We start from the raw sequence: 22120 nt of genomic DNA, 5'->3' as shown, positions 1-22120 counted from the left end.
CGTCGCGGAATGCAGGTGAGGAGTGGAGGCACGGGCTCTCCTTGATGGTGCCCGCCCCTGCCAGGTGGCAGGGGCGGGGCGGGGCGGGCGGTCAGCGGTCCTGGGAGAGTTCCAGGAGTTCGGCGAAGGTACCGGCGCCGTGGGCGAGGTCGTCGTACCGGCCCTGCTCGGTGATCCGTCCGTGCTCCATGACGATGATGTGGTCGGCGATCCGCGTGTTCTCCAGACGGTGGGTGACCACGATCGTGATGCGGTCGGCGGAGATGGCCTTGATCTGCTCGAAGATCTGGTGCTCGCCGCGCGGGTCCATCTGGGAGGTTGGTTCGTCGAGGATCAGCAGTTCGGGCCGGCGGTAGAGGGCTCTGGAGCAGGCGATACGCTGCCACTGACCGCCGGAGAGTTCCGTCCCGCCGAAGATGTCCCGGGCCAGGAGGGTGTCGAGACCGGCGGGGAGCTCGTCGACGGCGGCACGCAGACCGACCGCGTCGATCGCCTCCCATACCGGTGCGTCCTCGTAGCTGTGCGGTTGACCAAGGGTCACATTCTCGCGCAGGCGCAGCGGCCACTGCCCGAAGATCTGCGGGACCAGGCCGGTCCGCGCCCACACGGTGGCGGGGTCCGCCTCGGCAAGGTCGGTGCCGTTCCACGAGACCGTTCCCTTGTCCGCCAGGTAGACCCCGGTCAGCAGTCGGGTCAGGGTGCTCTTCCCCGAGCCGTTCGCCCCCACGATGGCAAGGATCTGGCCGCGCCGCAGGGTCAGCGAGACGCCGTCGACGGCGGGCCTGTCCTTGCCCGGGTACTGGTAGACGACCTCGTCCAGGCGGATCTCGTCGACCGGTGCGGCCACACGATGGGGACCACGCTTGGGGGCCCGTTCGGCGGCGTCGTCGAGGAAGGACTGCATGTCGCCGAGGTACAGGCTGGTGTGGAAGACCGCGGCGGCGCCGATGACGACCTGGGACAGGGCGGCGAGTGTGGTCTGCACGGCGATCACGGCCGTCGCCGCGACCGCCAGGTCGATCCGGCCGGAGACCGCGAGCCACGCCAGAGCCCCCCACGTCGCCACGAGGAAGACGCCCCCGGCCAGCGCCGACAGCATGCCGATGCGCAGGGTCCGCGGCGCGGCGGCCAGGGTGCGCCGGTCACAGCGGTCGGACAGGGCCCGGTACCAGTAGACGAGGTAGTCGCTCATGGAGTTCGCGCGGACCTCGTCGCTGTACTTGGACTCGGTCGCCCACCAGCGCATCATGCCGCGCACGTTGCGGTCGGCGATGTTGCCGTAGTGAATCTGGTAGTCGACCCGGGCGCTCAGCACGGCCCCGACACCGGCGGGCAGGACGGCGAGCAGGAGCAGCGGGACCAGCAGGGGATTCAGCACCGACAGCACGCCCCCGGCGGTGACCATGCGGATCAGCGCTGACACGAACCGCTGCGCGTCGGCCACCATGACGTGGGTACGCGTCACCCCCATCTCGGCCGCCTCGCGCCGGTCGGAGAAGCCGTCCTCCGCGTATGCCACGGCCTCCACTCGGCACACCGCCTCGACGAGCGCCGAGTCCGTCTCCGTCGTCAGCAGCGGCGTGATCCGCCGCTCCGCGTACGCCGCCACCACGCCGGCGGTGCGTGCCAGTGCCGCGGCGAGTGCCACCACCAGCAGTGCCGGGAGCGCGCCACGCAGTCGGTCCCCGGCGGACCCGGACCCGAGTACCGGCCCCATGGCGCGGGCGGTGGCGGTCAGCAGCACTGCTGCCGAGACCCCGGTGACCAGCTGACAGCCGAGAAGCAGCTGCACGGCACGCCGGTCGGTCCGCCACGACAGCCTCGCGATCCGGCCCAGGACGGCGGGGATCTGCGCGCACATGCGCCGGAACGAGACCTCGGCGAGGGGGTTGACTGAGTACTGCCCGATGTACGTGATCTCCGCCGGCGGGGGCGGAGGCGGCGTCGATCTCTGCTGCTCGGTCACGGGGGTCGGGATCAACGGTGGGTCCTCCTGCACGGTCGTCCGGTGCGGTCGGGAAGCTCAACGACCCCGCCATGAATTTCGAACTGGTGTTTTTCGGTCGCTGTCGGATCCCCGGAAATCAGCGCGTGTCGGAGTGTGGGGGATGCATCGACCCGCCTCAGGCAACAGGGTTGCAGAGGAGGCAAGTTGTCCGAAACGCCGAAGGTCGGTGCCCCGAGGGGCGAAGACGAATGCGTCGGGAGGAGCGGGATCGGATGTGCGACCGGGTGCCGATCAGGCACTGGTGAGATCAGGGCGAGCCGTGACCGCTTCGAGGAGGACACTCCTCTTGGAGTAGCAGGTGTGCTCGGTCGCCCGGCCTCGGGCGCCGAGGCGAGAGCTCAGCCAGGTGTCGATCCGGCGCATCTCACTCAGGGTCTCGTCGCGGTCCCGTTGCAGCACACCGCGGGAGAGCAGGTACTCCAGCTCGCACTGGGAGAGGACCACCTCGGTGCTGCGAGCAGCGCGCAGCGGTCGAGGAAGATTCCGTAGATGTGGCCTGTGCGCATGGACTCGCGCTGGACGTCGTAGCGGCTTTGGAAAGGGGGGCATGGCTCGTACCTGGAGGCCCAGCTCGTCGCGGAGGTACGTTTCGAAGCGGTCTGGTGTGATGTCGATGCCGTGGACCAGCTCCTCGCGGCGGGCGAAGCAGTCCTCCTGGAAGTACTTCCGCTTCAGTACGTGACCGGTGGTGACGGTGGTGGCTATGACTACTGCTTGGGGAGTCGTTTGTCGAGGAGGCCGGGAGGCGTGTGACCCGGGACCCGGGATGCAGTGATCAACATCGACGAGTTTTGGGTTCTGGCACAGATCTTGGGGAGTCGTCGCGGAGCGTTACCTCGACGTTCGGTTGTGAGGAGACGGGTTCGTGTGAGACGGCGTACGCCTTGTCGCCCCGCGGACAGAATTGACGCTCCGTCAGGTGTCTGCCGATCGCTGCTGCGGTCGGTTGTGGACGGTGATGGTGCTGGTCATGCAGACCGATACACCGTTCTGGGGCTCACTGGTGTTCGAGGGGATCGACGAGGTGGATGTCGAGGCGGTTACGGCCGCGTTCGGCACGGTCGAGGTGATGGCGAGAGGCCGCGCGGCCGGGGCTGCGTGTCAGGACGTCATCCTCATGCGCCTCAGCTGAGCGACCGCACGTCACTGACCCTGTCGGCCACAGACGGCGGCAGGGTCAGTCGGCGTTTCGAACGAGGCGCCAATGTTGTTCCACATGAAGGCGACCTTCCAGCCCGGGCGCTCCTTGGCCCAGCCGCTCAGGGCGACGATCACCTTTTCCTGGGAGATCGTCCGGGTCTGGTAGTGCTCTGCCGCCGTCCCGTCACGGAATTCCAGCTGATAGGTGTTGTCATCCCTCAGCCATACCTGCACATACCAATCGCCGGTCGCCTCATCGTCGACTTGCTCGACGATCACGAAGGCGTTGCCCCGGCTGAGTTCGCCACCATCCGGCTCAGGTCCGTGGGCCCCGGATTCCTCACCTGACGACCGTGCTCGTCTCTCGCTTGCAGCATGGCCCGATCATTCCCCACGGCTCTGACACCAGTCGAAGAGCAGCAGTGTCACGCCGGCTCTCGCTACCCACGTTCCCCAGTTGGTTCACTCCGTGAACCAACTGGGGCGAAGAGTAGCTCTGAGGGAAATTCGGGATCGGCATCAGCAAGATGATCCTGCTCCAGTAACACTGCGCGGGCAGCCGCCCACCCGTGGCAGGATGGCCTCATGTTGATCCGAAAGGGCGATGCCGCGTAGGCGTCCCAAGGCCGTCCGCGCAGAGCGGTGGCGGCCACGATGGCAGTGTTCGGTCCTGAGAGTCCGCGGTGTATCCGCGCGGACTCGTGCAGCGATCCGCCGGGTCGAAGACCAGGAGATGTGGCCCAACGCGGTCGCCAATGCGCTCTCCTGTTTCGAGCGAGCCCTTAAGCAGCCGGGACGCTACCTGGACGCCTCCGAGTTCGAATCGCCCGGGGTGGGAGATGCCCGTGATGACCTCGAGTGGGCGATGCGGCACCTTCCTCCCGGAGCACAACGAGACTTGGGCCGACTGATCACACGCATCGATGAGGAACTCGAGCGCCGCACCCTGCCCGACCCGAATAACATCGAGTTGGCGGTGTTCGGCTGGTGGTGGACCAGAATCCGGTATCGCTGACGGGACCGGGACCCGCGCCCCCAATCGAACGACACGTCACCCTCCGTGACGACGCCCCAAGACCTGTGCCAGAAACTCATCTGGTTCTGGTCCACTTCTTGTGGTCGCGTACGCAGCGTGACGATTGGTCGTCGTTCGACGGCGAGTGACATCGCCCGAAAATCGACCTGCCCGAGGGTGATGGCGTCGACAGTTCTGCGCCGTGAACAACGTGCGACCGCAGCTGGAAGAGCTGCTGTTCGGGGCGGTGGAGAACATGTCGGTGGAGTCGGTCCACGTGACTGACACTGTCGTAAGAGTGGAGGCCAGGTCCACGACCAGGCGGGCGGCCTGTCCGGGCTGCGGCTGCTGGTCGAGTCGAATACACGGCTCTTACCTGCGCTTTCCCCGAGATCTACCCACGTCGGGCAAGCTCGTCGTCATGTCGTTGCGGGTGTGCCGGTTCGTCTGCGCGGAGGGCTCCTACCTGCGTAAGACGTTTGTCGAGCAGGTGCCCGGCCTCACCCGCCGATTCGCTCGCCGGACGGAACGGCTGCGAGCGACGCTCGTCTCGGTCGGTCTCGCGCTCGCGGGACGGGCCGGCGCCCGAATGTCGGACGCCTTCGGAGTCCGAGTCAGTCGAAACACCCTGCTGAGGCTGATCACTTCGCTGCCCGATCCGCCCACCGCCACGCCCCGCGTGCTCGGCGTCGACGAATACGCTCAGCGCAAGGGCCGGATCTACGGAACCATCCTCGTTGACGTCGAGACACGCCGACCGGTGGACCTCCTGCCGGACCGGGAGGCGGACACCCTCGCGGCCTGGCTGTCCGAGCGACCCGGGATCGAGATCATTTGCCGGGACCGCGCCCTCTTCTACGCCGAGGGCGCCACCCGCGGCGCACCCCAAGCACTCCGATCGCCGTCCGATGGCACCTCTGGCACAACCTCGGCGAAGCCGCCGAGAAGTGCGTCTACCGGCACCGCGCCTGCCTCCGGCGCCTGCACCTGAATCACCGCAGGAGCCAACCCAGGCGCCGGAATCGCCCACGGCCTCGCCGTGGCCAACGGGCCACCGATTCGCCGAACGCACCCGCGCCAAGCACGCCACCGTCCACGCGCTCCTGGCCGCCGGTCACAGCAAGCGGTCCATCGCCCGGCGGCTCGGCATGGGCTCAACACTGCTCTCCGGTTCTCCCGAGCCACCGAGCCGGAGCAACTGTTCACCGGCCAGTGGCAAAGCCGCCCCACCAAGCTCGACGCCTACAAGCACTACCTCGATCAGCGATGGCAGGAAGGCTGCACCAACGCCTGGAAACTGTGGGAGGAGATCGAGGCACAGGGCTATCCGGACGGCTACGGCAACGTCCGCGCCTATGTGAGCCGGAATCTACGCGGCAAGCCCCAGCCGGTCGGCCCCCGGCCGCCATCCGCCCGCGCCGTCACCCGCTGGATCCTCACGCACCCCGACGCCCTGGCCGAGAGCGACCGGCTCCAGCTCAAGGCCGTGCTGGCCAACTGTCCCGAACTGGACGCCGTCGCCGGGCACGTGCGCTCCTTCGCCCACATGCTGACCCAGCTGCAAGGCCACCAACTGCCGGCATGGATTGAAGCGGCAGCCGCGGCCGACCTGCCCAGCCTCCAGCGATTCGTCCGGTATCTGGAGCGCGACCTCGACGCGGTCACTGCCGGACTCTCGCAGCCGTGGAACTCCGGGGTCGTCGAAGGCCATGTCAACCGGATCAAGATGCTCAAGCGCCAGATGTTCGGCCGAGCAGGCTTCGAACTCCTCCGCAAGCGCGTTCTGCTCTACTCCTGACCTTGCCGTTCAGTCTTCGGCGTCCGGCGAAGGTGAGTCGCTTTCGGCGGCGAGGGTGACCTGGGCGGTCCATGACCAAGGCTCCTGGGGTGGATCCCAGCTCACCTCCACCTCGGTGTCGTGGAAGTCGCGCGCGAGTTCCGACACCATCACCGCCGCCGCAGCCCGCGCGTCTTGCGGGCCGGTGTTGATCGGGACGTTCAGCCCCCCGCAGAGATTTCCGCTTTCGGTAAGGACGCTGATGCGCCAGCCTTCCGGCGTCGCAAACAGGAAGATCCCCTTCGGAGTGCCCCAGGCGGGCCGCTTCTTCTTCTCCTTCTTGCGTCTCACCATGCCGCCCATCCAACATCGTCGAGTTCACGGGGACGAGTCTGGGTGGAGGATCAACCGCCGCGGCACGGTTTGGTGCCGGCCTTGCGCGGCAAGCTGAGACCCTTCAGGGCAGATCGGCGATGAGCCCGAAGCCCTCCGGGAACTCCTCCAGGAACTCACGGCGAGCGGGGTTGGTCTCGGCAGCTGCCATCGCCCCGAGCAGGGCGATCAGCTCCTGCTGCTGATCGCCCGGCAGCGTGCTGACCACGTGGGCGACGCCCTCCATGACCTTGACCGCGTCGTCCTGATCCATCTGCTCGTCTTCGCTGCCGTCGATGAACCACAGGACATCGACCAAAGCCTCGGCCAAGGCACGAGTCAGGGAAGGGTACGAGGACGTCACGGTGGTCTCCCAGCGGATCAACGGCAGAGTCCGGCCATCCCACCACAGACCGCTGACATCACTGTCCGTGAGCCTCCACGGAAAGTGGACCAGAGCCCGTTCTCATGGGCAAAGCCACCGCACCGCTCTCCCGGGTTTGCCGGGCCGTACGCGCCGGCATGCGGAAGGTCCCCTCACCCGTCAGCGGTGAGGGGACCTTCCGCGTCCAGCAGGCAGTCCACGCTTCCCCCTCACGTGTGAACCTCTGCCCCGCGTACGCGAGCGCGGTACCGGTCACCAGACCCCGGCCGGCTTCGGCCCCCAGCAGCTGACCGACCATCGCCGACGTCGTGCCCTGTCCGGCGTCGGCGCAGCTCTGCCGCCAGGTATGCGACTCACCCGTTCGGGTGTTCTTGGTGCCTCACATACGCGTACGCGGTTTCTGCGGTGCGCCCCCAACTTTCCCTAAAACAGCGGCTATTGACCGCAAACGGGATTCTTAGGCGTGTTTCCGGCGTGGCCCAGCCGGGCCGTGCCGTGAGCACGAGAACGGAGAGACGTGATGGGTGAGACGTACGACGAGCAGCAGGCGGCGAGCCGGCTGGGGGTGCCGGTGGCGGCATGGCGGTGGGCGACCGCGTCCGGTATCGCCCCGGTCGCCGACGCCGGGCCCGGACTGTGGTCCGGGCCGTGGTGGCCGCCGTGGACGCGGAGGCGGTCCGTGCGGCCCTGCGCGGACCGGCGGGCGCCTGGGCGGCTGCGGAGGAGCTGACCGCCGCGCTGGGCGATCCGCTGCTGCGCTGCCGGCCGCGCGTGACCCCGGCCGCGATCGGCCACCTCGTCCGCGCCGGTCTCCTCGTCCACCTCGGCGGTGAGCCGGCCTACCCCGACGTGCACCCCGACCAGGTCGCCGCCCTCGCCCGCCGCCGCGATCTGCCCGCGCTCCTCGACCGGCACGTCCCCCTCGGCCCCGACCAGGCCGCCGTACGCCTCGGCGTCCGCCGCACCGACTTCGACCAGGTCGTCCGTCTCGGCTGGATCGCCCCCACCGGCACGGTGGAAGTCGACTACAAGCGGCACGGGGATGTGACCACCGTCCCGCTGTACTCCGCCGAGGACGTCGCGCTCCTGCCCGTCACCCGCCACGCCGTCGACTGGCACGCCTGCGCACCGTCCCCGCCAGCCACCGCTCCCCGCTCGCCGGCCTCACCCCCACCGGCCCCGACGAAGACGTGGTGCTCCTGGCGCAGGCCGCCGGATCGCCGTTGTGGGCCGTGCTGCGGTGGTCAACTGGCGCCGCCGCCACGCCGACTTCCCCGCCCCAGCCGGCGGCACCAACCTCAACCCGGTCTTCGCACGCTCCGCCGTGGTCGCCTGGCTCCTCGACCACGACAAGATCGCCGTACCGTCCGCCGTCCCGAGCGCCACCCTCGACCTGCGCCCCGCCGGCCAGGCACCCCGCCGGTTTTGCCTCGCGGACCCCTGGCTCACCCTGAGCGGCGATCCGCAGGGCGAGGACCGGCTCACGGGGTGGGGGAGCGACGACGACGCCGACACCCTCGCCGTACTCGCCGCCGCCGACGTCCCCGTGAACCGCCTGACCGCCCCCAGCACACCCGCCCTCGCCGTCCCCGGCGCCGTCCGCGTCATCGACCGCTCCCGCCCCGGATCCGGAGGACTGCGCGTCACCCTCGCGTGGCCCAGCCACCTGCGCGGACACGCCGCCCGCACTCACGCCGGCGGAACGGAGCACGGGCCGTTCCCCGCGAGAGCCTGATTCGTCGCCCTCCCGCTCCTGTAACTGATCATTCCAGAATGGGCTGGGCTCAGGGCTTGGCAATCGGGTCGGCGGGCCGCAGGGTTCCGAGTGCGCTGGATGATCTTGTGCCTGATGACCTGTGGGAACGTGTTGCTCCAGTGCTCCCTCCTCGACCACCGCGGCGTCGGCGGTACCCAGGCCGACTGTCGGCCGATGACCGTGCGGCCATGCGCGGGATCGTCTACGTCCTGCGCACGGGTGTGACCTGGGCGGACGTGCCGATCGAGAGGATCGGATGCAGCGGGGTGACGTGCTGGCGACGTGTGCGGGACTGACGCATACCGAGCAGGAACTGGCCGACGGCAAGTAGCACCCGGCGTGGCCGCCGGGTGAGGCCAGTCACCGCTGTCAGTCACCGCCCCCACCGCCTCCGCCAATTCCACCTCCATCCGCACTGCTGTCCGTGCCGTGGCCGCGGCCGTCGTCAAGGGCTTTGCCCATGCGGATCAGGGTGCGCCCGAGGTCGTCAGGTACAAGGTGGGTGTCGAGCGACCCGCGCCGGGCGGAGCCAGTAACGAGTGCGGCGGGGCCGTGAAGCGCGTACGCGGGCACACGTCCCGCTGCGGCCGCGTACGCGAGACATCGCTGTCCGGCTCGGGTGGGTTTCCGTCGCCAGCGGCGCACCAGCCCCAGGGAGACGAGGCCGCGAGCGAATTCGTCGACCTCGGAGGAGTGCCTGACGGCCTCGATCACCTCCCGAATCGGCTTGCTGCGCGGGCAGGCGGCGATGACGGCGAGTTCCACTGGATGTTCGGGGTGTTCCTCGCCGATGACGCGCAGGCGGGCTGCCCCCAGGGACAGAGTCCTGCGCTCGGTGAGGGAGACAACCACACTCTCCGCGACCCGCAGCCCCCCGCCGGCAAGGTAGGCGTACTGGTACAGGTCCAGGTCCTCGCCGCCGCTGTCCGCTCCTCCGCGCCGGAACATCCGTGTCATCCCGTGCCCCCCTCTGTCTCACATACCGTTCCATCAGACGGCCGTCGCCCGCATGATCGCGCCGACACTGCCGCTCAGGCGAGCCTTTACCCCCGTTCAGAGCTTCCTCTGAGCTTCAAGACGTCAGAGACAGCCGCATCCGAGCCAGGAATCAGACCGCAATGGCTGCATGGCACGGGAGCTGTCAGGCGCCAAAGCCGCCGTCGGCCGCATCACTGTGGTCGCTGACGGCGGCTAATGGGGCAGGGGTCTGGTCATCCCGCACCGTCGTGGGTGCGGGCAGTACGGACTGCCTGCCTATGTCGGGGCCGCCGGGAACTCAACCTGACCGGCGCCTCGTTGATCGTCGGTGCCACGGAGATCCAGATGATCGCCGATGCCAATGACGCCCCGGCGTCCAGCGGCGTCTGGAGTCGGGACCAGTTTCGTCTGGTCGGCGAGGTACCCGCAGACATCAGCGAGGCGCTGACCGGCTACCGGGACGTTTGGAGCTTCAACGAACTCCGGCAGCGGCCGGTGAGCATCGCCATCAGAGTCGGTATCGGTTGCTTGCTGCTCGGACGAGCCGAGTTCCGCCACTGGGGGCCCGGCCGCTACGAGTTCGAGTTCATCGAGCCGCTGGCCAGCGGGGTGCTGGAGGTGGTCCGGCCCTCCGCTCCCGATTCGGTACTGCCCACACCGACGTGGGTGGATCTCGTGGCGGCGCGTCCGCAGGAGGCGTTGACGCTGTTCGTCGAGTCGTGGTTCGCCCGGTCCCGACAACCGAGCATCAACACGTCGGCGGAGGCTGTGCCGGCCGCGCTGGCTGCCTTTTACCGCCTGGCCGAAGAGCGGCCGGGAATCCTGGGTTCGCACAACTACGTGCACGAACCGGAGCCCGACCGGTGTGGCCGGGGCGAGGAGCACTTCTCGTTCGCCTGCGAGGGGCAGGGATGCTGGTCATGGTGCTGCCCACGCCGTCCGGACACGGAGAACGGAGAGCACACCGTCCTGCTCGTCCGGGACGACGAGGCACTGCCCGAGCAGGAGCCGCTGAGCAGGTTCCTGCTCCAGTTCGTTCTGCACGAGGCGACCTTCAGTGCTCCTTACCTGGCACAGGCCGTCGCCTCCGCCGACGACATCGTCCCCCTGCTCCGCTCCGTGCTGCGGGACGTCCCGCAGCGGCCCTTCATGGCACCACTCGATCCGACGACTTTCCTCACCGGCCCCGGCATCGTGGTCGCACTCTCGGACGGCCCGGGAGAGGACGGCGAAGCCGCTGTTAGCATCGGCGCCCTCCACCGCAGCGCCCTGCGCCCTCTCGGGCAGTTCGACGTCCCCTGGATCAGATTCGATGGCTGATGCCTTCCCACCCCCGGAGGAGTGGGATGCTGCGGTGGCGGACCTCTTCCGGAACGAGTGCTTCGAGCCCGGTCTGCGGCGCATCTTCCGGTCCGTGGTGGCCGATCGGATACCTACCTCGTGGCGCATGCTGCCGCGCATGCGGTGGTGGGGCGACCGATTCAGGCGGTCACGGCCGGTGGAGGCGGTGGCCCGCCCCTCGGTCACGCAGCAGCAGAGGCGTGGCGAGCGAGCGTAAAGCCCACGCCAGCCACAGAGTCCTGACCTTACCTCGGCCTCAGCTCAACCTCCTCTCCGCGCCCGGGGACATCGACGGAGCCACCGGCGGCGACCTCCTCGCGCGCGACACTCCCGGCGTCCTCTGGCTCTACCTCGGCAAGGGCGACGACACCTTCACCGCCCGCCGCCAGATCGGCGGCGGCTGGCAGCAGTTCACCCACCTCTCGCCCTTCGACGACCAGAACCGGGACGGCCGGGTGGACCTGTACGCCCTCACCGCCACCGTGGGCCGCTAGTACGCCAACTCGGGCCTGGTGGACGCCTCCTTCAAGCCCGGCGTCACGCTCCAGCACCAGCGGACCGTGCTCGGCTCCGGGATCGTCTTCTGAGGCGGCGTACAACCATTCGATCTCCTCACGAGTCATGCGGGCGTGGCGTGTCGCGCCACGCCCGCACTCCTGGGGAGGAACGTCTCCGTTGTCCCACAACGTCCGTGCAGTCGCCGTCACCCTCGTACTCGCCGTGACGGCCGGCGGTGCCTCCGCCGCCCCCGCCGTGGCGGCGCCCGCCGCGACCGGTCCGTCGGCGGCCGCCGACCTGTCACAGGAGCAGGCCGTGCGCGTGCCCGAGAAAGGGCTTCTGCGCGGCGGCGGCCCGTCCGGCTTCCTGACCGTCCACGAGCAGGCGCGCGACCGTTTCACCTGGACCCGGTACGCGGACGGCGGCACCGTCGAGCTGCCGGCGGGCACGTACCGGGGGTCCGTCGGCAGCGACATCGTCGTGAAGCAGAACGGCCCCACCTCCTACGAGCTGCGCGACATGGCGACGGGCGCCGCGCCCGTCGCCGTCGACACCTCGCCCCTCGGCCCCGCCTCCGACCTCCTCAGGGCGGCCGGGAAGACCCTCCTCCTGGCGGTCAAGGACGGCTCCGGGGGCACGAGCCTGCACCTGGTCTCGGTCGGCGACGACGGCAGGATCGTCGACCACGAGGTCGCCGGCCTGCCCGCGGACGCCGCCTTCGGGACCTACGACCTGTCCGTGCCCGACGTCTTCGCCCTCGCGTACACCGGCACGGTCGGCGGGACGGTCCAGCGGCGCCTCGCCGTCGTCAACCTGGCCACCGGCACGATCGCGGACGACCGGGCTCTGCCCGCCTCCGCCACCGACGTCAGCGCCTCCGCCACCCACGTCGCCTGGGCCGAGAAGGACGCGCAGGGCCGGCTGACCGTCGTCTCGGCCCGCCGCGGCGAGACCGCCACGGTCCGGACCCCGCTCACCGGCACCGGCACCGGCCTCCGGGTCGACATCATGGGCGACTGGGCCACGTACACGCTGCATGGCGGAGCCGACGCCTCCGCGCCGAACCCGCTGTTCGCGCTCATGGCCCGCCCGCTCGCGGGCGGGGACGCGGTCAAGGTCATGGACAGTACGAAGGCCCTCTACGGCTCCGGCACGGTCCAGGGCGGAACCCTGGCCGGCGGCGAGGGCGTCTACCGGATCGCCCCCGGCGCGGACGGCCGGCCGGCCGCGACGCTCCGCGCGAGCAGCGGTCTGGCCACCGCGCTGACGCTGACGTACGAGTCGGTCCCCACCACTCTGAGCTTCCGTACGGACGCGCCGCAGCCGACCCTGATCTGGCACGTCGGCCGGAACAACGCGGTGGCGGACTTCGAGCTCGTCCACAAGGCGACCGGCAAGCGGTGGACAAGGGGGAAGGAGCTCGTCAACGGGAACATCGGGCTCGCCGCCGCCACCTGGGACGGCGTCTTCCCCGACTGGTCGGCCGCCCGCAACGGCGCCTACACCTGGACGCTGACCGCCAAGCCCCTCAACGGCATCGGCCCCGACCTCGTCCGGACCGGCACCCTCACCGTCGACAGCGGCACCGGACCGCACGACTACTCGGACAGCGGCGCCCCGGACCTCCTGGTCCGCAACGACGGTGGCCGGCTGCTGTCGTACGACTTCCGGCAGATCCTCTCCCAGTTCACGGACGTGTCCGAGCGGACCGACCACGGCGGCGGCTGGAACACGTACGACCGCGTCGTCTCCACCGGCGACGTCGCCGGCTCCCGCTTCGCCGACGTGGTGGGCCGCGACCGCTCCGGCGTCCTCTGGTTCTACCAGGGCACCGGCACCTCGTTCGCCCGCCGGGTCGAGGTCGGCGGCGGCTGGCAGACCTACGACAAGATCACCGCCGGCTCCGACCTGACCGGCGACGGCCGCACCGACCTCCTTGCCGCCGACAAGACCGGCGTCCTGTGGCTCTACCGCTCCACGGGCACCGCCACGAAGCCCTTCGCGCCCCGCGTCAGGATCGGCGGCGGCTGGCAGACGTACAACAAGATCACCGCCACCGGGAACATCGCCGGAGCCCGCGGCGGCGACCTCGTCGCCCGCGACCGGGACGGCGTCCTCTGGCTGTACCTCGGCAAGGGCGACGGCACCTTCACCGCCCGCACCCGGATCGGCGGCGGCTGGCAGGAGTACGACGAGATCGTCGGCATCGGCGACGCCGACCGGGACGGCCGCGCCGACCTGCTCGTCGACGGGAAGGCGCTGTACAGGGGCCAGTCCCTCTCCTACTACAAGGGCACCGGCGACGTGCGCGCGCCCTTCGCCCCGAGGCGGAAGCTGGGCACTCCGAACACCTTCAACGACGACAACGGGCTGGTCTTCTGAGAAGGCCGCGGAACCCCCGGACCTGACGGACTACCTCGGCTCGCTGTGGAGCGACGCGCAGCTCTACTGACCCTCTCGCTCTCGCCCCCTCCACCCCTCCCTCTGAGAGGCTTCCTTCCTTGGCTCGCCCCAGATACACCGCACACCGCCGTCTCGGCGCGGTCGTCGCCGTCGTCCTGACGGCCACCGCCGGCCCCGCCGTCCTCCCGGCCGGCGCCGCCACCGGGACCGGCTCCCTGCCCGTCACCGCGCCCGCGGCGCCGACGGACGCCACAGCGCCCGTCCTCAAGCCCGGCGACAAGGTCCTGGGCATGGGCCGGACCGGGTTCCTGAGCCAGGACGCGGACGACTTCGCCCTCCGGCGCTGGACCCGCCTGGCCGACGGGGCGGTGACCACCGTCCCGTACCAGCCCCGCACCTACCTCTCCCGCGACTCGGACATCGCGGTCCTCCAGAACCGTTCCACCACCACCCTGAGGGACTTGGCCACGGGCACGGACCTCTTCTCGCTGCCTCTGGACTGGGACCGGTACGCGGGAGCCGTCGGCTCCCACCTCTTCGTCCGGGCCGACCTCTCGGGCCACGGCCCCCTGGACGTCTACTCCCCCAGCACGGACGGACCGGTGCGCCGAACGGTGACCGGGCTGCCCGCGGACGCGTCCGATCTGTTCGCGGTGGCGGGCGCCGACGGCGAGGCGCTGGTGAAGTACTTCACCGGTGAGGGGACGACAGCAGTCGCCAAGCACCTGGCGATCGTGGACCTCGACTCCGCCACTGTGACCTCCTCCCACCGGGTCCCGGCCGAAGGCTCGATGGAGGAATTCGCCTACGCTCTCTCCTCCGGGCACGTCGCCTGGACCGAGTACGAGTCGGGTGCGGGTACGAGCGTCGTCGTCCTCGACCGCTCCACCCAAAAGGTCCAGCGCTTCCCGATGCCCACATCGGGGAGGCTGCTCCTCGGCCTTGCCGGGGACTGGGTCACCTACTCCCGGCCCGGAGGGCTGCTGGCGGAGGAAGCGAGCACGCTCATCCCGCTGACCGCCCGCAGCCTCACCGGCACCACCACGCGCAAACTCCTCGACCACACGGTGTCCGGTTTCGACACCGCCGACGGCACCCTCGGCTTCGTCGGCGGCACAGTCACCGGCGGCGAGGGCCTCTACCGGGTCGCGCCCGGCACGGACGGCGTCCCGGTCGCCACCCGGATCGCCGCGACGGGCGAGCCGACGCAGGTCACGCTGCTCGGCCAGGCCGTCCCCACGAAGGTAGACCTCGACCTCACCGGCGGCAAGCTCCCCATGTCCTGGGAGCTCAGCCGGACCAACGTCACCATGTGGGTCACCCTCCGCCACACCCGCACGGGCGAGTCGATCACGGAGTACGTCGCCCAGCCGGAGCAGGGCGTGGACCCGCAGCCGACCCGGTTCGACTGGAACGGCACGCTCAACTGGCAGGGAGCCCCCAACTTCTGGACCTCCGCCTCGGCCGGCCCGTACACCTGGGAGATCAGCGCGAGCCCGCTCAACCGCGTCGGGCCCACACTGAAGGCGTCCGGCTCCTTCACGGTCACCCGCAAGACCGGCGCGCACGACTACGACAGCGACGGCTCCCCGGACATCCTGGCCCGCGACGAATCCGGCAACCTGTGGCTCCAGGACGTCCACTACCGGGAGGAGTGGCGAGAGACCTACCAGAACCCGGACTCGCTCGTCGGCGGCGGCTGGCAGGCGTACGACCGGATCGAGGCCACCGGCAACATCGCCGGGGCCGCCGCCCCCGAGGTCGTCGCCCGCGACCGGAGCGGGGTGCTCTGGCTGTACCAGGGCACCGGCAACGGCAAGGCCCCGTTCACCACTCGCACCCGGATCGGCGGCGGCTGGCAGACGTACACCCTCCTGACGGGCGGGAGCGACCTCACCGGTGACGGCCGCCCCGACCTCGTCGCCACCGACGGGTCCGGCCGCCTCTGGCTGTACCGGAGCACGGGCTCCGCGACCGAGCCCTTCGCCGCCCGCCGCCTGATCGGGAGCGGCGGCTGGCAGACGTACGACCGGATCGCCGCGACCGGTAATCTCGCGGGCACCGCCCACGGCGACCTCGTCGCCCGCGACCGCACCGGCGTCCTCTGGCTCTACCTCGGCAAGGGCGACGGCACCGTCGCCGCCCGGACCCGCATCGGCGGCGGCTGGCAGCGCTACGACGACCTGATCGGCTCCGGCGACGCCGACCGCGACGGCAGGCCCGACCTGTACGCGGCCGACGTCAACGACGCCATCCCGGCACCGTTCCTCTACCGGGGCACGGGCGCGTGGCAGGGGCCGTTCCGCCCTGGAGAGGGAGTGAACCTCGTCCAGGACAGCCGTTGGTTCAACCTCTTCGCCTGATACCTACCGGCGGGCACGGTCGCCCAGACCGTCTTGCCGACCGTCCAGTCCCTGACGCCCCACGCCGTCGCGGGGGTGGCTACGAGCAGCAGCCCGTAGCCACCCTCGTCCGGCTCCCGGGACGGTAACGGCCGGCACTCGCCGCGCGCGTCCGACAGCTCCACCCGTACGTGCCCGCCCTCTCGGCTCCATCCGCAGCTCGAAGCATGTGAACCGCGTCGGTTCAGCGGAGGTCGGGGCCGCCCGCCTCTGCGAGCTCGCCAAGCAGGCTGATCTCCTCGTCGGCATCGTCCTGAGCCTCTGGGCCGACATCAGGGAACGATTCAGATTCTTCCCCCTCACCGAGATGTGGGTACTTCTCAAGGAGGAACCGCCGCCGGTACGCCGTGTCAGCGGCGTCGACGATCGCCTCCAAGGTGGTCCAGTTAAGGGTGCCTCCGACGATGATCCCGAACGCGGGTACGGCCTTGCCAAGTCCCTTCTTGGTGAGGCGAAAGCCGAATGCCTTCGCAAACTGCTGAGAGACCTTGGCAACGATCGCCTCGTTCAGGACGTCCCACGCCTTGCCACGGACGAGTGCTTGGGTGAGCCGTGAGATGTCGGCCATCGCAGCGGTTTTAGCAGTAGCCGACGTCGCTGTCCCCGCGTTGACGACAGACATCACGAAGAGCTTCTCGGCGGGCTCTTCCGGGTCGTAGCCGTAGAGCAGCGAGATCTGGCCGACGGAGCGAGACGCGAGTCCGAGGACGACCGCGGCATCAGCGGTGAAAGCGCCGACGATCGCGCCTCCCGAGGGCGCTGCCGCTGCGCCGGCGGAGGCGGCGACGGCGAGCTGTCCTCCGGAGATCACAAGCCCTGCGCCCGCTCCCGAGAGCGCTGCGGCGGCCGGGTAGTACCAACTCGCCGCTCGTCCACGGACAGCGTCGATCTGCTCGAGGGCCGCCTTCGACTGACTGGTCGAGATCATTGAAGAGGATGACAAGCCCGTCCAGGCGCCGGCACTGGAACTTCTCCACAACCACCTTGCCGGGCTGGCCGAGGACCTCAACACCGACGCTCGGCACCTCGTCCGGCTCCTCCAGCCCGGCCCGCTCGCCTCGGCCGTCGAGTACGTGGAGACCGCCGTACAGATCCAGCGCCGTGTCGACGCCCTCGTCGCCGGCCTCGTCTTCCTCGCCCGCCGACGGCACATCCCCTGGGACATCCTCGGACACGTCATGAAGACCAGCCCCGAGACGCTCCGCAAGTCCTTCCACCCCGAGAAGGTCCAGCGTCTGCTCGTGGCCGAATCAGGCAAGACCGAAGCCGTCGCCGACGCGATGCAGGACCCTGCCGAAGACGAGAGCGCCCCGCCACCCGTTGTCCGCACACCCCGCAGGGTGTCGAACCAGCTCGCCCCCGTCCTCTCCCAGCTCCACCGCTCCAGCGGCCTGCCTCTGCGCACTGAGCAGACGGGCTCACGTCTCGGCAAGCTTCCTCAGCCGGGTCCTCTCCGGCGAGAAGGTGCCGACCCTGGCCCGCACGGAAAGGATCGGCCAGGCCCTCGGTGCCGACGGCGACGTGCTTCGCAAACTCTGGGACGACGAACAGAACCGGCGGAGCGACACCGGCGAGCCGGCGGCGCCCGGCGACGGGAACGTACCCAGCCCTCTGGTCTCCGCCATCCGTTTCCTCTACCAGCGCGCCTCCCGCCCCAGCTTCCGTGTCCTGACAGCAACGACGGGGAACGTCCTGACAGAGAGCCAGCTCCGCGACTTCTTCCGCGGTATACGCCTCCCGGACTGGCCCACCCTGCAGCTCCTCGTCCTGGCCCTCGACGGCGAGCCGGCCTTCTTCCGTCCCATGTGGGAGCAGGCGGCCCAGGCCGCCGGAGCCGCCGGTCCCGCCCAGCCCGACACCACCCAGGCACGGGTCGGCGGCCTCATGGCCGCCTTCGGCGGCGTCCTCGGCGAGAGCGACCGGCACACCGCCAGCCGGCGCTCCCGCGAGCTGAGACACCGACTCGCCATGACCCGGCAGCTCTGACCCCGCTATCCCCGCCTGATTTTGTCGCGTCATATGAGAGCCGGTCCTTCGGTGTGAACCAGAGCCAGGCCCGGCCTTGAGAGGCCGGCACCGCTTACCACCGGGCTTACCGCCAGGAGTTATGGGCTTGTGACGGCGACTGGTCGCTGGCGGTCAGGGGGTGGTGAGGGGGCGGTCGAAGGATGCGGTGACCTCGTACGACGCCCCTTTCGGGGCCGCACCGCATCCCCGCACCGTGCGGGGTGGAAGGAAGGCCGGCCGTGCCCAGCCACGACACCCCGTCCGCCGTCGAGCTGTACCCGCCGGTCGACGAGGACGGCTGGTATGCCTCGCAGGTACGCGACTGGGTCGCGGTCTGCCCCGAGCACGGCGATCCGGCGGTCCGCCTCTACCTGATCCTGCGGTCGTTGGTGATCGACAAGCAGGGGCCGGTGCGCAAGCTGACGCTGGCGGAGCTGTGCTCTGCTGCCGCGCAAGGCGGTGGGGCCGGGGGAGCGGCCGGAGCCGTCGAGCGGGTCGCGGATCCGTGGTCTGCTCGACCAGCTGACGGGGGTGGGTCTGGTCACGACTCCCGAGGGGCACCGGCTCACCACGTCCTCGCGGGCCCTGGCGGCCGGGCAGGGGCTGCGGATGAGGATCAACCTGATGCCGCGCCGCTCGTACGCCGGGCCGCGCAACGCGTTCGACGTCCTGGACGACATCCGCCCGGCCGCGAAGGAGGCTGCGCTCGCGGCACGTGCGCGGGAGCGGGAGCTGGCCCAGGCCCGCCGCGCAGCCCGCGAGGAGGAGGCCGGGACGAGGCCGCAGACCAGCGTGGCGGGGGCGGGTCAGAATTCCGGCCCGGGGGGTGCGGGTCAGAATTCTGACCCGGATTCGGGGGCTGACCTGCAAGATCGCGAACTCCCGCTCAGTCCTACCGCTCAGACACCGTCACGTCCGTCCGTCCGTCCCCTCAGGCAGTAGAGGGCGGGGGGAACACGGAGGGCAGGACGGAAGGACGGACGGACGAAGGACTGCGGCGGGTGCACGAGGAGGACCGGCTGCGGGCCGGGTGCGCGGACGGAGAAGAGCGGCAGGACGAGGCGGTGGGGGAGCGGCCGGTGATGACGGCCGGTCTCGATGTGCTGTACCGCCCAGGTGCCCAGGTGCCCAGGTGCCCAGGTGCCCGCGCTCGCGCTGGCGGGCCGGCCGCTGGCCGACCAGGCCCGCCGTCTCGACGCCCTCCTCAACCGCACCGCCTGGACCGCCGAGACGCTCCTTGCCGCGCTCGCCGCCCCGTTCGAGGGCCCGGTCCGTACCAGCGCCGGCGCCGTCGTCTCCGCCCGCATCACCGCCCTGCCCGCCGCCCCCGCCTACGTTCCTGAGCAGAGCGAGACGCGCAGCGGCGCCACCGGGGCGGGGATCCGGCGGGTGATGGCGGAGTGCACCGAGTGCGGCCGGCCGCCGGAGGCCGGCATGGACCTGTGCGCCGAGTGCGCCGGCTGGCCGTTTGTGCCCGTCGTGCCACCGCTACCGCACCCCGGACGGCACCCCCTGCCGCCGCTGCGCCGACACCGCACCCGCCCTCGTGGAGCCGGTCGGCCGGTGCGCCGGGCACGACGGCGCCGGCTGCGGGGCGCCGCTGCTGGAGATCGGCCCTCTCGGACCGCTTTGCGACCGGTGCGAGGTCCACGTCCGCCGTGCCCGCGCCGCCAAAGACGCCCAGTGGGATGCGGCCGTCCAGGCCGCCGGCGCCGCCGTGGAGGCCGGCTCCGCCCGATAGCCCCGCGCACAGCAGGAGGGCCCGCCCGGGACTCCTCGGGCGGGCCCTCCTGCTGTGCGCGAGATCAGCGGGCGCCGTCCACGTCCCCTCTCCGGATCGAATCCCCAGCCGACGTCGCCGCGACGGCCGGCCTCAGATGCCGCGGCGACGTCCCAGCCGGTGTCGTATCCCCTGCCGGCGTCCTGGCTTCCGACGATCCCCTCCCATGGTCCGCGGCGCCCGGGACTGCGCCGGCGGAGCGGCCGCAACCGCCGACCGCAGCAACGCACGACCCCGAAACGCGGACCTGGAGGGGCACTCACCACGGCCCGTCGTCGCTTACCACCACGCTTACCACCGGCGGTCACAGCCCCGTGGCTTTGTTCGCGTGGCTTGTTCACGAGAACGGGGTTCTGGCACAGATCTTGGGGAACCGTCGCGGAGGGTGACGGTGTTGTTCGGTTGAGAGGGGTCCGAGCCCCGATTGGTCGACGTGAATGCTCACCTCGTACCCTCCGCACATGACTGATGATCCGTTCCAGTGCCGCTGTGTCCTCTGCCATGACTACGGCGACCGGGATGAGGCGGACCGCGTGGATCTGACGATCATCGAGCATGTGCAGCAGCACGGATGGCACGTCGTGATGGTTCCCGAAGACGAACGGTCCTGGATTCGCCTACACGATCGGCCTTGCGCACACGTACGGCGGGCCTGAGCTCGCCATGTTCGGGCTCGATATTCACGTCATGCACCGCATGCTCAACACACTCGGAGAGAAGTCCACCGCGGGCGAGGGACTTGGCGGATGGCCAGAGCCATCCTGATGTTGTCGATGGTTATCAGGTCGCGCTCAGGCACGTTGACCGCGGCTGGTACCGGACCTTCTTCGGACGGGCCATCGGGTTCTACCGTCGGCCGCCTCTCCCCGTACTGCAAGTCGCGTGGCCCGACGTGAATGGCCGTTTCCACTGGGACGAGCAGGCTGACGAGAGGCATCGCGAGTCACAGCCTCAGCTGTGGCTGCCTCCGAGTGACCATCCTGTCGGGATCTGACCTCAAGGGGTCGGGAAGCCGGGGAGCCGGCACCCGAGCGATACGCTACTGAAGCAAGATCATCTTGCGTAGGCGTTCGAATCGGCCGGCTCACGTTCAACGGCACCATCATCGAGACCGGCACCGACTCCTACCGCCTCGCCTCCACCCGAGCCCAAGCGGAGCGAGCAGCCGGCTGAAAGGCTGAGCAGCTACGTCACGAGGCGTTGGCGGGGTTCCAGCTTCGATCTCCCGCAGCAGTCCCCCGTCATCGTCATAGAGCTCAAGGCTGAACCGCAGGCCGAACCGGGTCAGCAGCGCAGCCAGATCCTCGAACCGTTGAGGATCGACAATTCCGTTCAGGAGTGTGTCCCCGTCGGTCGGGTCGACCTCGATGCGGCACCAGCTGGTCTCGACCTCATACGACTCCCACGACGAGCCTGATTGGGAGCTCCAGCCAGCCCCAATGAAGCGCTCGGCCACCAGCGATGCACTCGGGGCTCCTGCCAGGCCACCACACACATTGTTGTTGATCTCAAGCCAGACGGGATCGAGTGGCTGTCCCTCATCGGATATGTCCACAGCTGGATTATGAAGCAGACCCCGCAACCCGCGATCGCACACGCTATCGACATCAAAAATCCTCGTGAACAAAGCCAGTTCGCGACTACACGTGAACAGAGCCAGCCCCGCCTGGCCCGAACGGTCCGGCGGTAGTTGGCTTCACCCCGGCCTCGGGATCGGTGCCCGGAGGAGAGGACGACGGCGACGGGTGTGTGGTGGTCGTGGATGCCCCAGGCGCCCGGGGCCGGCATAGGCGATCAGCCTGGGGCCAGTCCTCGGTGTCGACGCGGGCCCGGCAGCCGGGGCAGGCGAAGGACCAGTCCCTGAGTATCAGTCCGCCGCGCCCCGGGGCGTGATGAACTCGGCCGTGCCAGTAGTAGACGACCGCTCCAGCGCGGATTGGGCGAGACCAGCGCCGTGGCCCGGCATCGCCGACGGGGGTTTGCCGGGGGTGTGGTGAGCGGTTCCCTCGTGGTGAGCGGGTCCGTGGACCTGATAGGCCGACCCCCTGTTTTCCCAGGTGAATAGCCCTGCTGATAGGCGACCTGATGGGGCGCCGGGGCTGCGCTTACCACCGGGCGGTGAGTGGAAGCGGCCGGTCGGCCAGCTCCGGGAACGGGCCCCGTGGTCGTGTCGGGTGAATGTCTGCCGTTCCCTCCCGAACGCGCCAAACAGGCTCCAGACGGATTTGTGATTAAGGGGCGATGAACTGTTCATTTGT

At 69.9% G+C, this 22120-nt stretch carries 21 protein-coding genes and 3 pseudogenes; 16 read left to right on the top strand and 8 right to left on the bottom strand.

What is annotated here, in order from left to right; genetic code table 11:
• Positions 1-91 precede the first annotated feature (91 nt).
• Both IF73_RS0120330 and IF73_RS41485 read right to left on the bottom strand, forming a co-directional pair.
• Positions 92-1861 carry an ATP-binding cassette domain-containing protein gene (locus IF73_RS0120330; protein ID WP_107049302.1) on the bottom strand — a complete coding sequence of 590 codons (1770 nt, stop codon included), beginning with the start codon at positions 1859-1861 and terminating at the stop codon, positions 92-94.
• Positions 1862-2239: 378 nt separating this feature from the next.
• Entirely contained in the window at positions 2240-2452 is a 213-nt protein-coding gene (locus tag IF73_RS41485; RefSeq protein WP_031010049.1) for a hypothetical protein, read from the bottom strand.
• A 475-nt stretch (positions 2453-2927) separates the two neighbouring features.
• Here IF73_RS41485 and IF73_RS41080 point away from each other — a divergent pair, with 475 nt between their 5' ends.
• On the top strand, positions 2928-3140 hold the full coding sequence (locus tag IF73_RS41080; protein WP_158822075.1) for a hypothetical protein: 213 nt from the start codon (positions 2928-2930) through the stop codon (positions 3138-3140).
• Between the two features lie 11 nt (positions 3141-3151).
• On the opposite strand, the gene IF73_RS0120315 is transcribed toward IF73_RS41080, so the two are convergent.
• Entirely contained in the window at positions 3152-3427 is a 276-nt protein-coding gene (locus tag IF73_RS0120315; protein WP_051717071.1) for a hypothetical protein, read from the bottom strand.
• A gap of 454 nt (positions 3428-3881) precedes the next feature.
• On the opposite strand from IF73_RS0120315, the gene IF73_RS0120310 reads away from it, so the two are divergent.
• The 3 genes from IF73_RS0120310 (at position 3882) to IF73_RS42085 (ending at position 5961) form a co-directional block, all read left to right on the top strand.
• A complete protein-coding gene (locus IF73_RS0120310; RefSeq protein WP_031010045.1) occupies positions 3882-4163 on the top strand; it encodes a hypothetical protein in 282 nt (93 codons plus the stop codon).
• A 202-nt stretch (positions 4164-4365) separates the two neighbouring features.
• The gene (locus IF73_RS42090) at positions 4366-5154 is read left to right on the top strand and encodes an ISL3 family transposase (protein WP_234338290.1); all 789 of its coding nucleotides are present in this window, start codon (positions 4366-4368) and stop codon (positions 5152-5154) included.
• 48 nt (positions 5155-5202) lie between these two features.
• Entirely contained in the window at positions 5203-5961 is a 759-nt protein-coding gene (locus tag IF73_RS42085; protein ID WP_234338289.1) for a transposase, read from the top strand.
• A gap of 9 nt (positions 5962-5970) precedes the next feature.
• On the opposite strand, the gene IF73_RS0120300 is transcribed toward IF73_RS42085, so the two are convergent.
• The 3 genes from IF73_RS0120300 to IF73_RS0120290 all read right to left on the bottom strand — a co-directional run bounded on the left by IF73_RS0120300 (position 5971) and on the right by IF73_RS0120290 (position 7816).
• Entirely contained in the window at positions 5971-6294 is a 324-nt protein-coding gene (locus IF73_RS0120300) for a hypothetical protein (protein WP_158822073.1), read from the bottom strand.
• A 103-nt stretch (positions 6295-6397) separates the two neighbouring features.
• The gene (locus IF73_RS0120295) at positions 6398-6676 is read right to left on the bottom strand and encodes a hypothetical protein (RefSeq protein WP_234338288.1); all 279 of its coding nucleotides are present in this window, start codon (positions 6674-6676) and stop codon (positions 6398-6400) included.
• A gap of 456 nt (positions 6677-7132) precedes the next feature.
• A complete protein-coding gene (locus IF73_RS0120290) occupies positions 7133-7816 on the bottom strand; it encodes a hypothetical protein (RefSeq protein ID WP_031010039.1) in 684 nt (227 codons plus the stop codon).
• 106 nt (positions 7817-7922) lie between these two features.
• On the opposite strand from IF73_RS0120290, the gene IF73_RS0120285 reads away from it, so the two are divergent.
• A complete protein-coding gene (locus tag IF73_RS0120285) occupies positions 7923-8432 on the top strand; it encodes a hypothetical protein (protein WP_107049300.1) in 510 nt (169 codons plus the stop codon).
• Between the two features lie 38 nt (positions 8433-8470).
• Positions 8471-8746 (top strand): annotated as a pseudogene (locus IF73_RS39650) (transposase); the annotation flags it as partial.
• A 76-nt stretch (positions 8747-8822) separates the two neighbouring features.
• Here the strand turns inward: IF73_RS39650 and IF73_RS0120280 are convergent.
• Positions 8823-9410: a TIGR04222 domain-containing membrane protein gene (locus IF73_RS0120280; RefSeq protein ID WP_031010035.1), complete on the bottom strand. Its 588-nt coding sequence runs from the start codon at positions 9408-9410 to the stop codon at positions 8823-8825.
• A gap of 154 nt (positions 9411-9564) precedes the next feature.
• On the opposite strand from IF73_RS0120280, the pseudogene IF73_RS42855 reads away from it, so the two are divergent.
• From IF73_RS42855 to IF73_RS0120255, 5 genes and pseudogenes are all read left to right on the top strand, one after another.
• Positions 9565-9645, top strand: a pseudogene (locus IF73_RS42855) (IS5/IS1182 family transposase); the annotation flags it as partial.
• 131 nt (positions 9646-9776) lie between these two features.
• Positions 9777-10751, top strand: coding sequence for a hypothetical protein (locus tag IF73_RS0120275; RefSeq protein ID WP_158822071.1), 975 nt, complete (start codon positions 9777-9779; stop codon positions 10749-10751).
• A 221-nt stretch (positions 10752-10972) separates the two neighbouring features.
• Positions 10973-11266, top strand: a complete 294-nt coding sequence (locus IF73_RS0120265; protein ID WP_031010028.1) for a hypothetical protein — start codon at positions 10973-10975, stop codon at positions 11264-11266.
• A gap of 181 nt (positions 11267-11447) precedes the next feature.
• Complete coding sequence (locus tag IF73_RS0120260; protein WP_031010026.1) at positions 11448-13652, top strand: FG-GAP repeat domain-containing protein; 2205 nt, start codon at positions 11448-11450, stop codon at positions 13650-13652.
• A 119-nt stretch (positions 13653-13771) separates the two neighbouring features.
• Positions 13772-16036 (top strand): FG-GAP repeat domain-containing protein, encoded by a 2265-nt coding sequence (locus IF73_RS0120255; RefSeq protein WP_031010024.1) that lies wholly within the window; start codon positions 13772-13774, stop codon positions 16034-16036.
• A gap of 223 nt (positions 16037-16259) precedes the next feature.
• Here IF73_RS0120255 and IF73_RS0120250 read toward each other — a convergent pair whose 3' ends face one another.
• Positions 16260-17003: an EcsC family protein gene (locus IF73_RS0120250; protein WP_051717069.1), complete on the bottom strand. Its 744-nt coding sequence runs from the start codon at positions 17001-17003 to the stop codon at positions 16260-16262.
• Between the two features lie 392 nt (positions 17004-17395).
• Here IF73_RS0120250 and IF73_RS0120245 point away from each other — a divergent pair, with 392 nt between their 5' ends.
• From IF73_RS0120245 to IF73_RS42065, 5 genes and pseudogenes are all read left to right on the top strand, one after another.
• The gene (locus IF73_RS0120245; RefSeq protein WP_158822069.1) at positions 17396-18061 is read left to right on the top strand and encodes a helix-turn-helix domain-containing protein; all 666 of its coding nucleotides are present in this window, start codon (positions 17396-17398) and stop codon (positions 18059-18061) included.
• Between the two features lie 1489 nt (positions 18062-19550).
• Complete coding sequence (locus tag IF73_RS0120235; RefSeq protein WP_031010015.1) at positions 19551-19823, top strand: hypothetical protein; 273 nt, start codon at positions 19551-19553, stop codon at positions 19821-19823.
• 663 nt (positions 19824-20486) lie between these two features.
• The gene (locus tag IF73_RS42075; RefSeq protein WP_234338299.1) at positions 20487-20627 is read left to right on the top strand and encodes a DUF4262 domain-containing protein; all 141 of its coding nucleotides are present in this window, start codon (positions 20487-20489) and stop codon (positions 20625-20627) included.
• Complete coding sequence (locus IF73_RS42070) at positions 20602-20856, top strand: DUF4262 domain-containing protein (RefSeq protein ID WP_234338287.1); 255 nt, start codon at positions 20602-20604, stop codon at positions 20854-20856. Before IF73_RS42075 ends, IF73_RS42070 begins: the two co-directional genes overlap by 26 nt.
• 80 nt (positions 20857-20936) lie before the next feature.
• Positions 20937-21035: pseudogene (locus IF73_RS42065) on the top strand (AAA family ATPase); the annotation flags it as partial.
• Between the last annotated feature and the right edge of the window lie 1085 nt (positions 21036-22120).

This window comes from Streptomyces sp. NRRL F-5727, from assembly GCF_000719555.1.
Lineage (GTDB): Bacteria > Actinomycetota > Actinomycetes > Streptomycetales > Streptomycetaceae > Streptomyces.
The sequence above is the reverse complement of the archived record's forward strand: the minus strand, read 5'-3'. Positions and strand labels throughout refer to the sequence as shown.

Coding starts and splice junctions, on each gene's coding strand:
- IF73_RS0120250 (WP_051717069.1), bottom strand. CDS start 17,003: ATGATCTCGACCAGTCAGTCGAAGGCGGCCCTCGAGCAGATCGACGCT.
- IF73_RS0120275 (WP_158822071.1), top strand. CDS start 9,777: ATGATCGCCGATGCCAATGACGCCCCGGCGTCCAGCGGCGTCTGGAGT.
- IF73_RS0120300 (WP_158822073.1), bottom strand. CDS start 6,294: ATGGTGAGACGCAAGAAGGAGAAGAAGAAGCGGCCCGCCTGGGGCACT.
- IF73_RS0120310 (WP_031010045.1), top strand. CDS start 3,882: ATGTGGCCCAACGCGGTCGCCAATGCGCTCTCCTGTTTCGAGCGAGCC.
- IF73_RS0120280 (WP_031010035.1), bottom strand. CDS start 9,410: ATGACACGGATGTTCCGGCGCGGAGGAGCGGACAGCGGCGGCGAGGAC.
- IF73_RS0120330 (WP_107049302.1), bottom strand. CDS start 1,861: ATGTGCGCGCAGATCCCCGCCGTCCTGGGCCGGATCGCGAGGCTGTCG.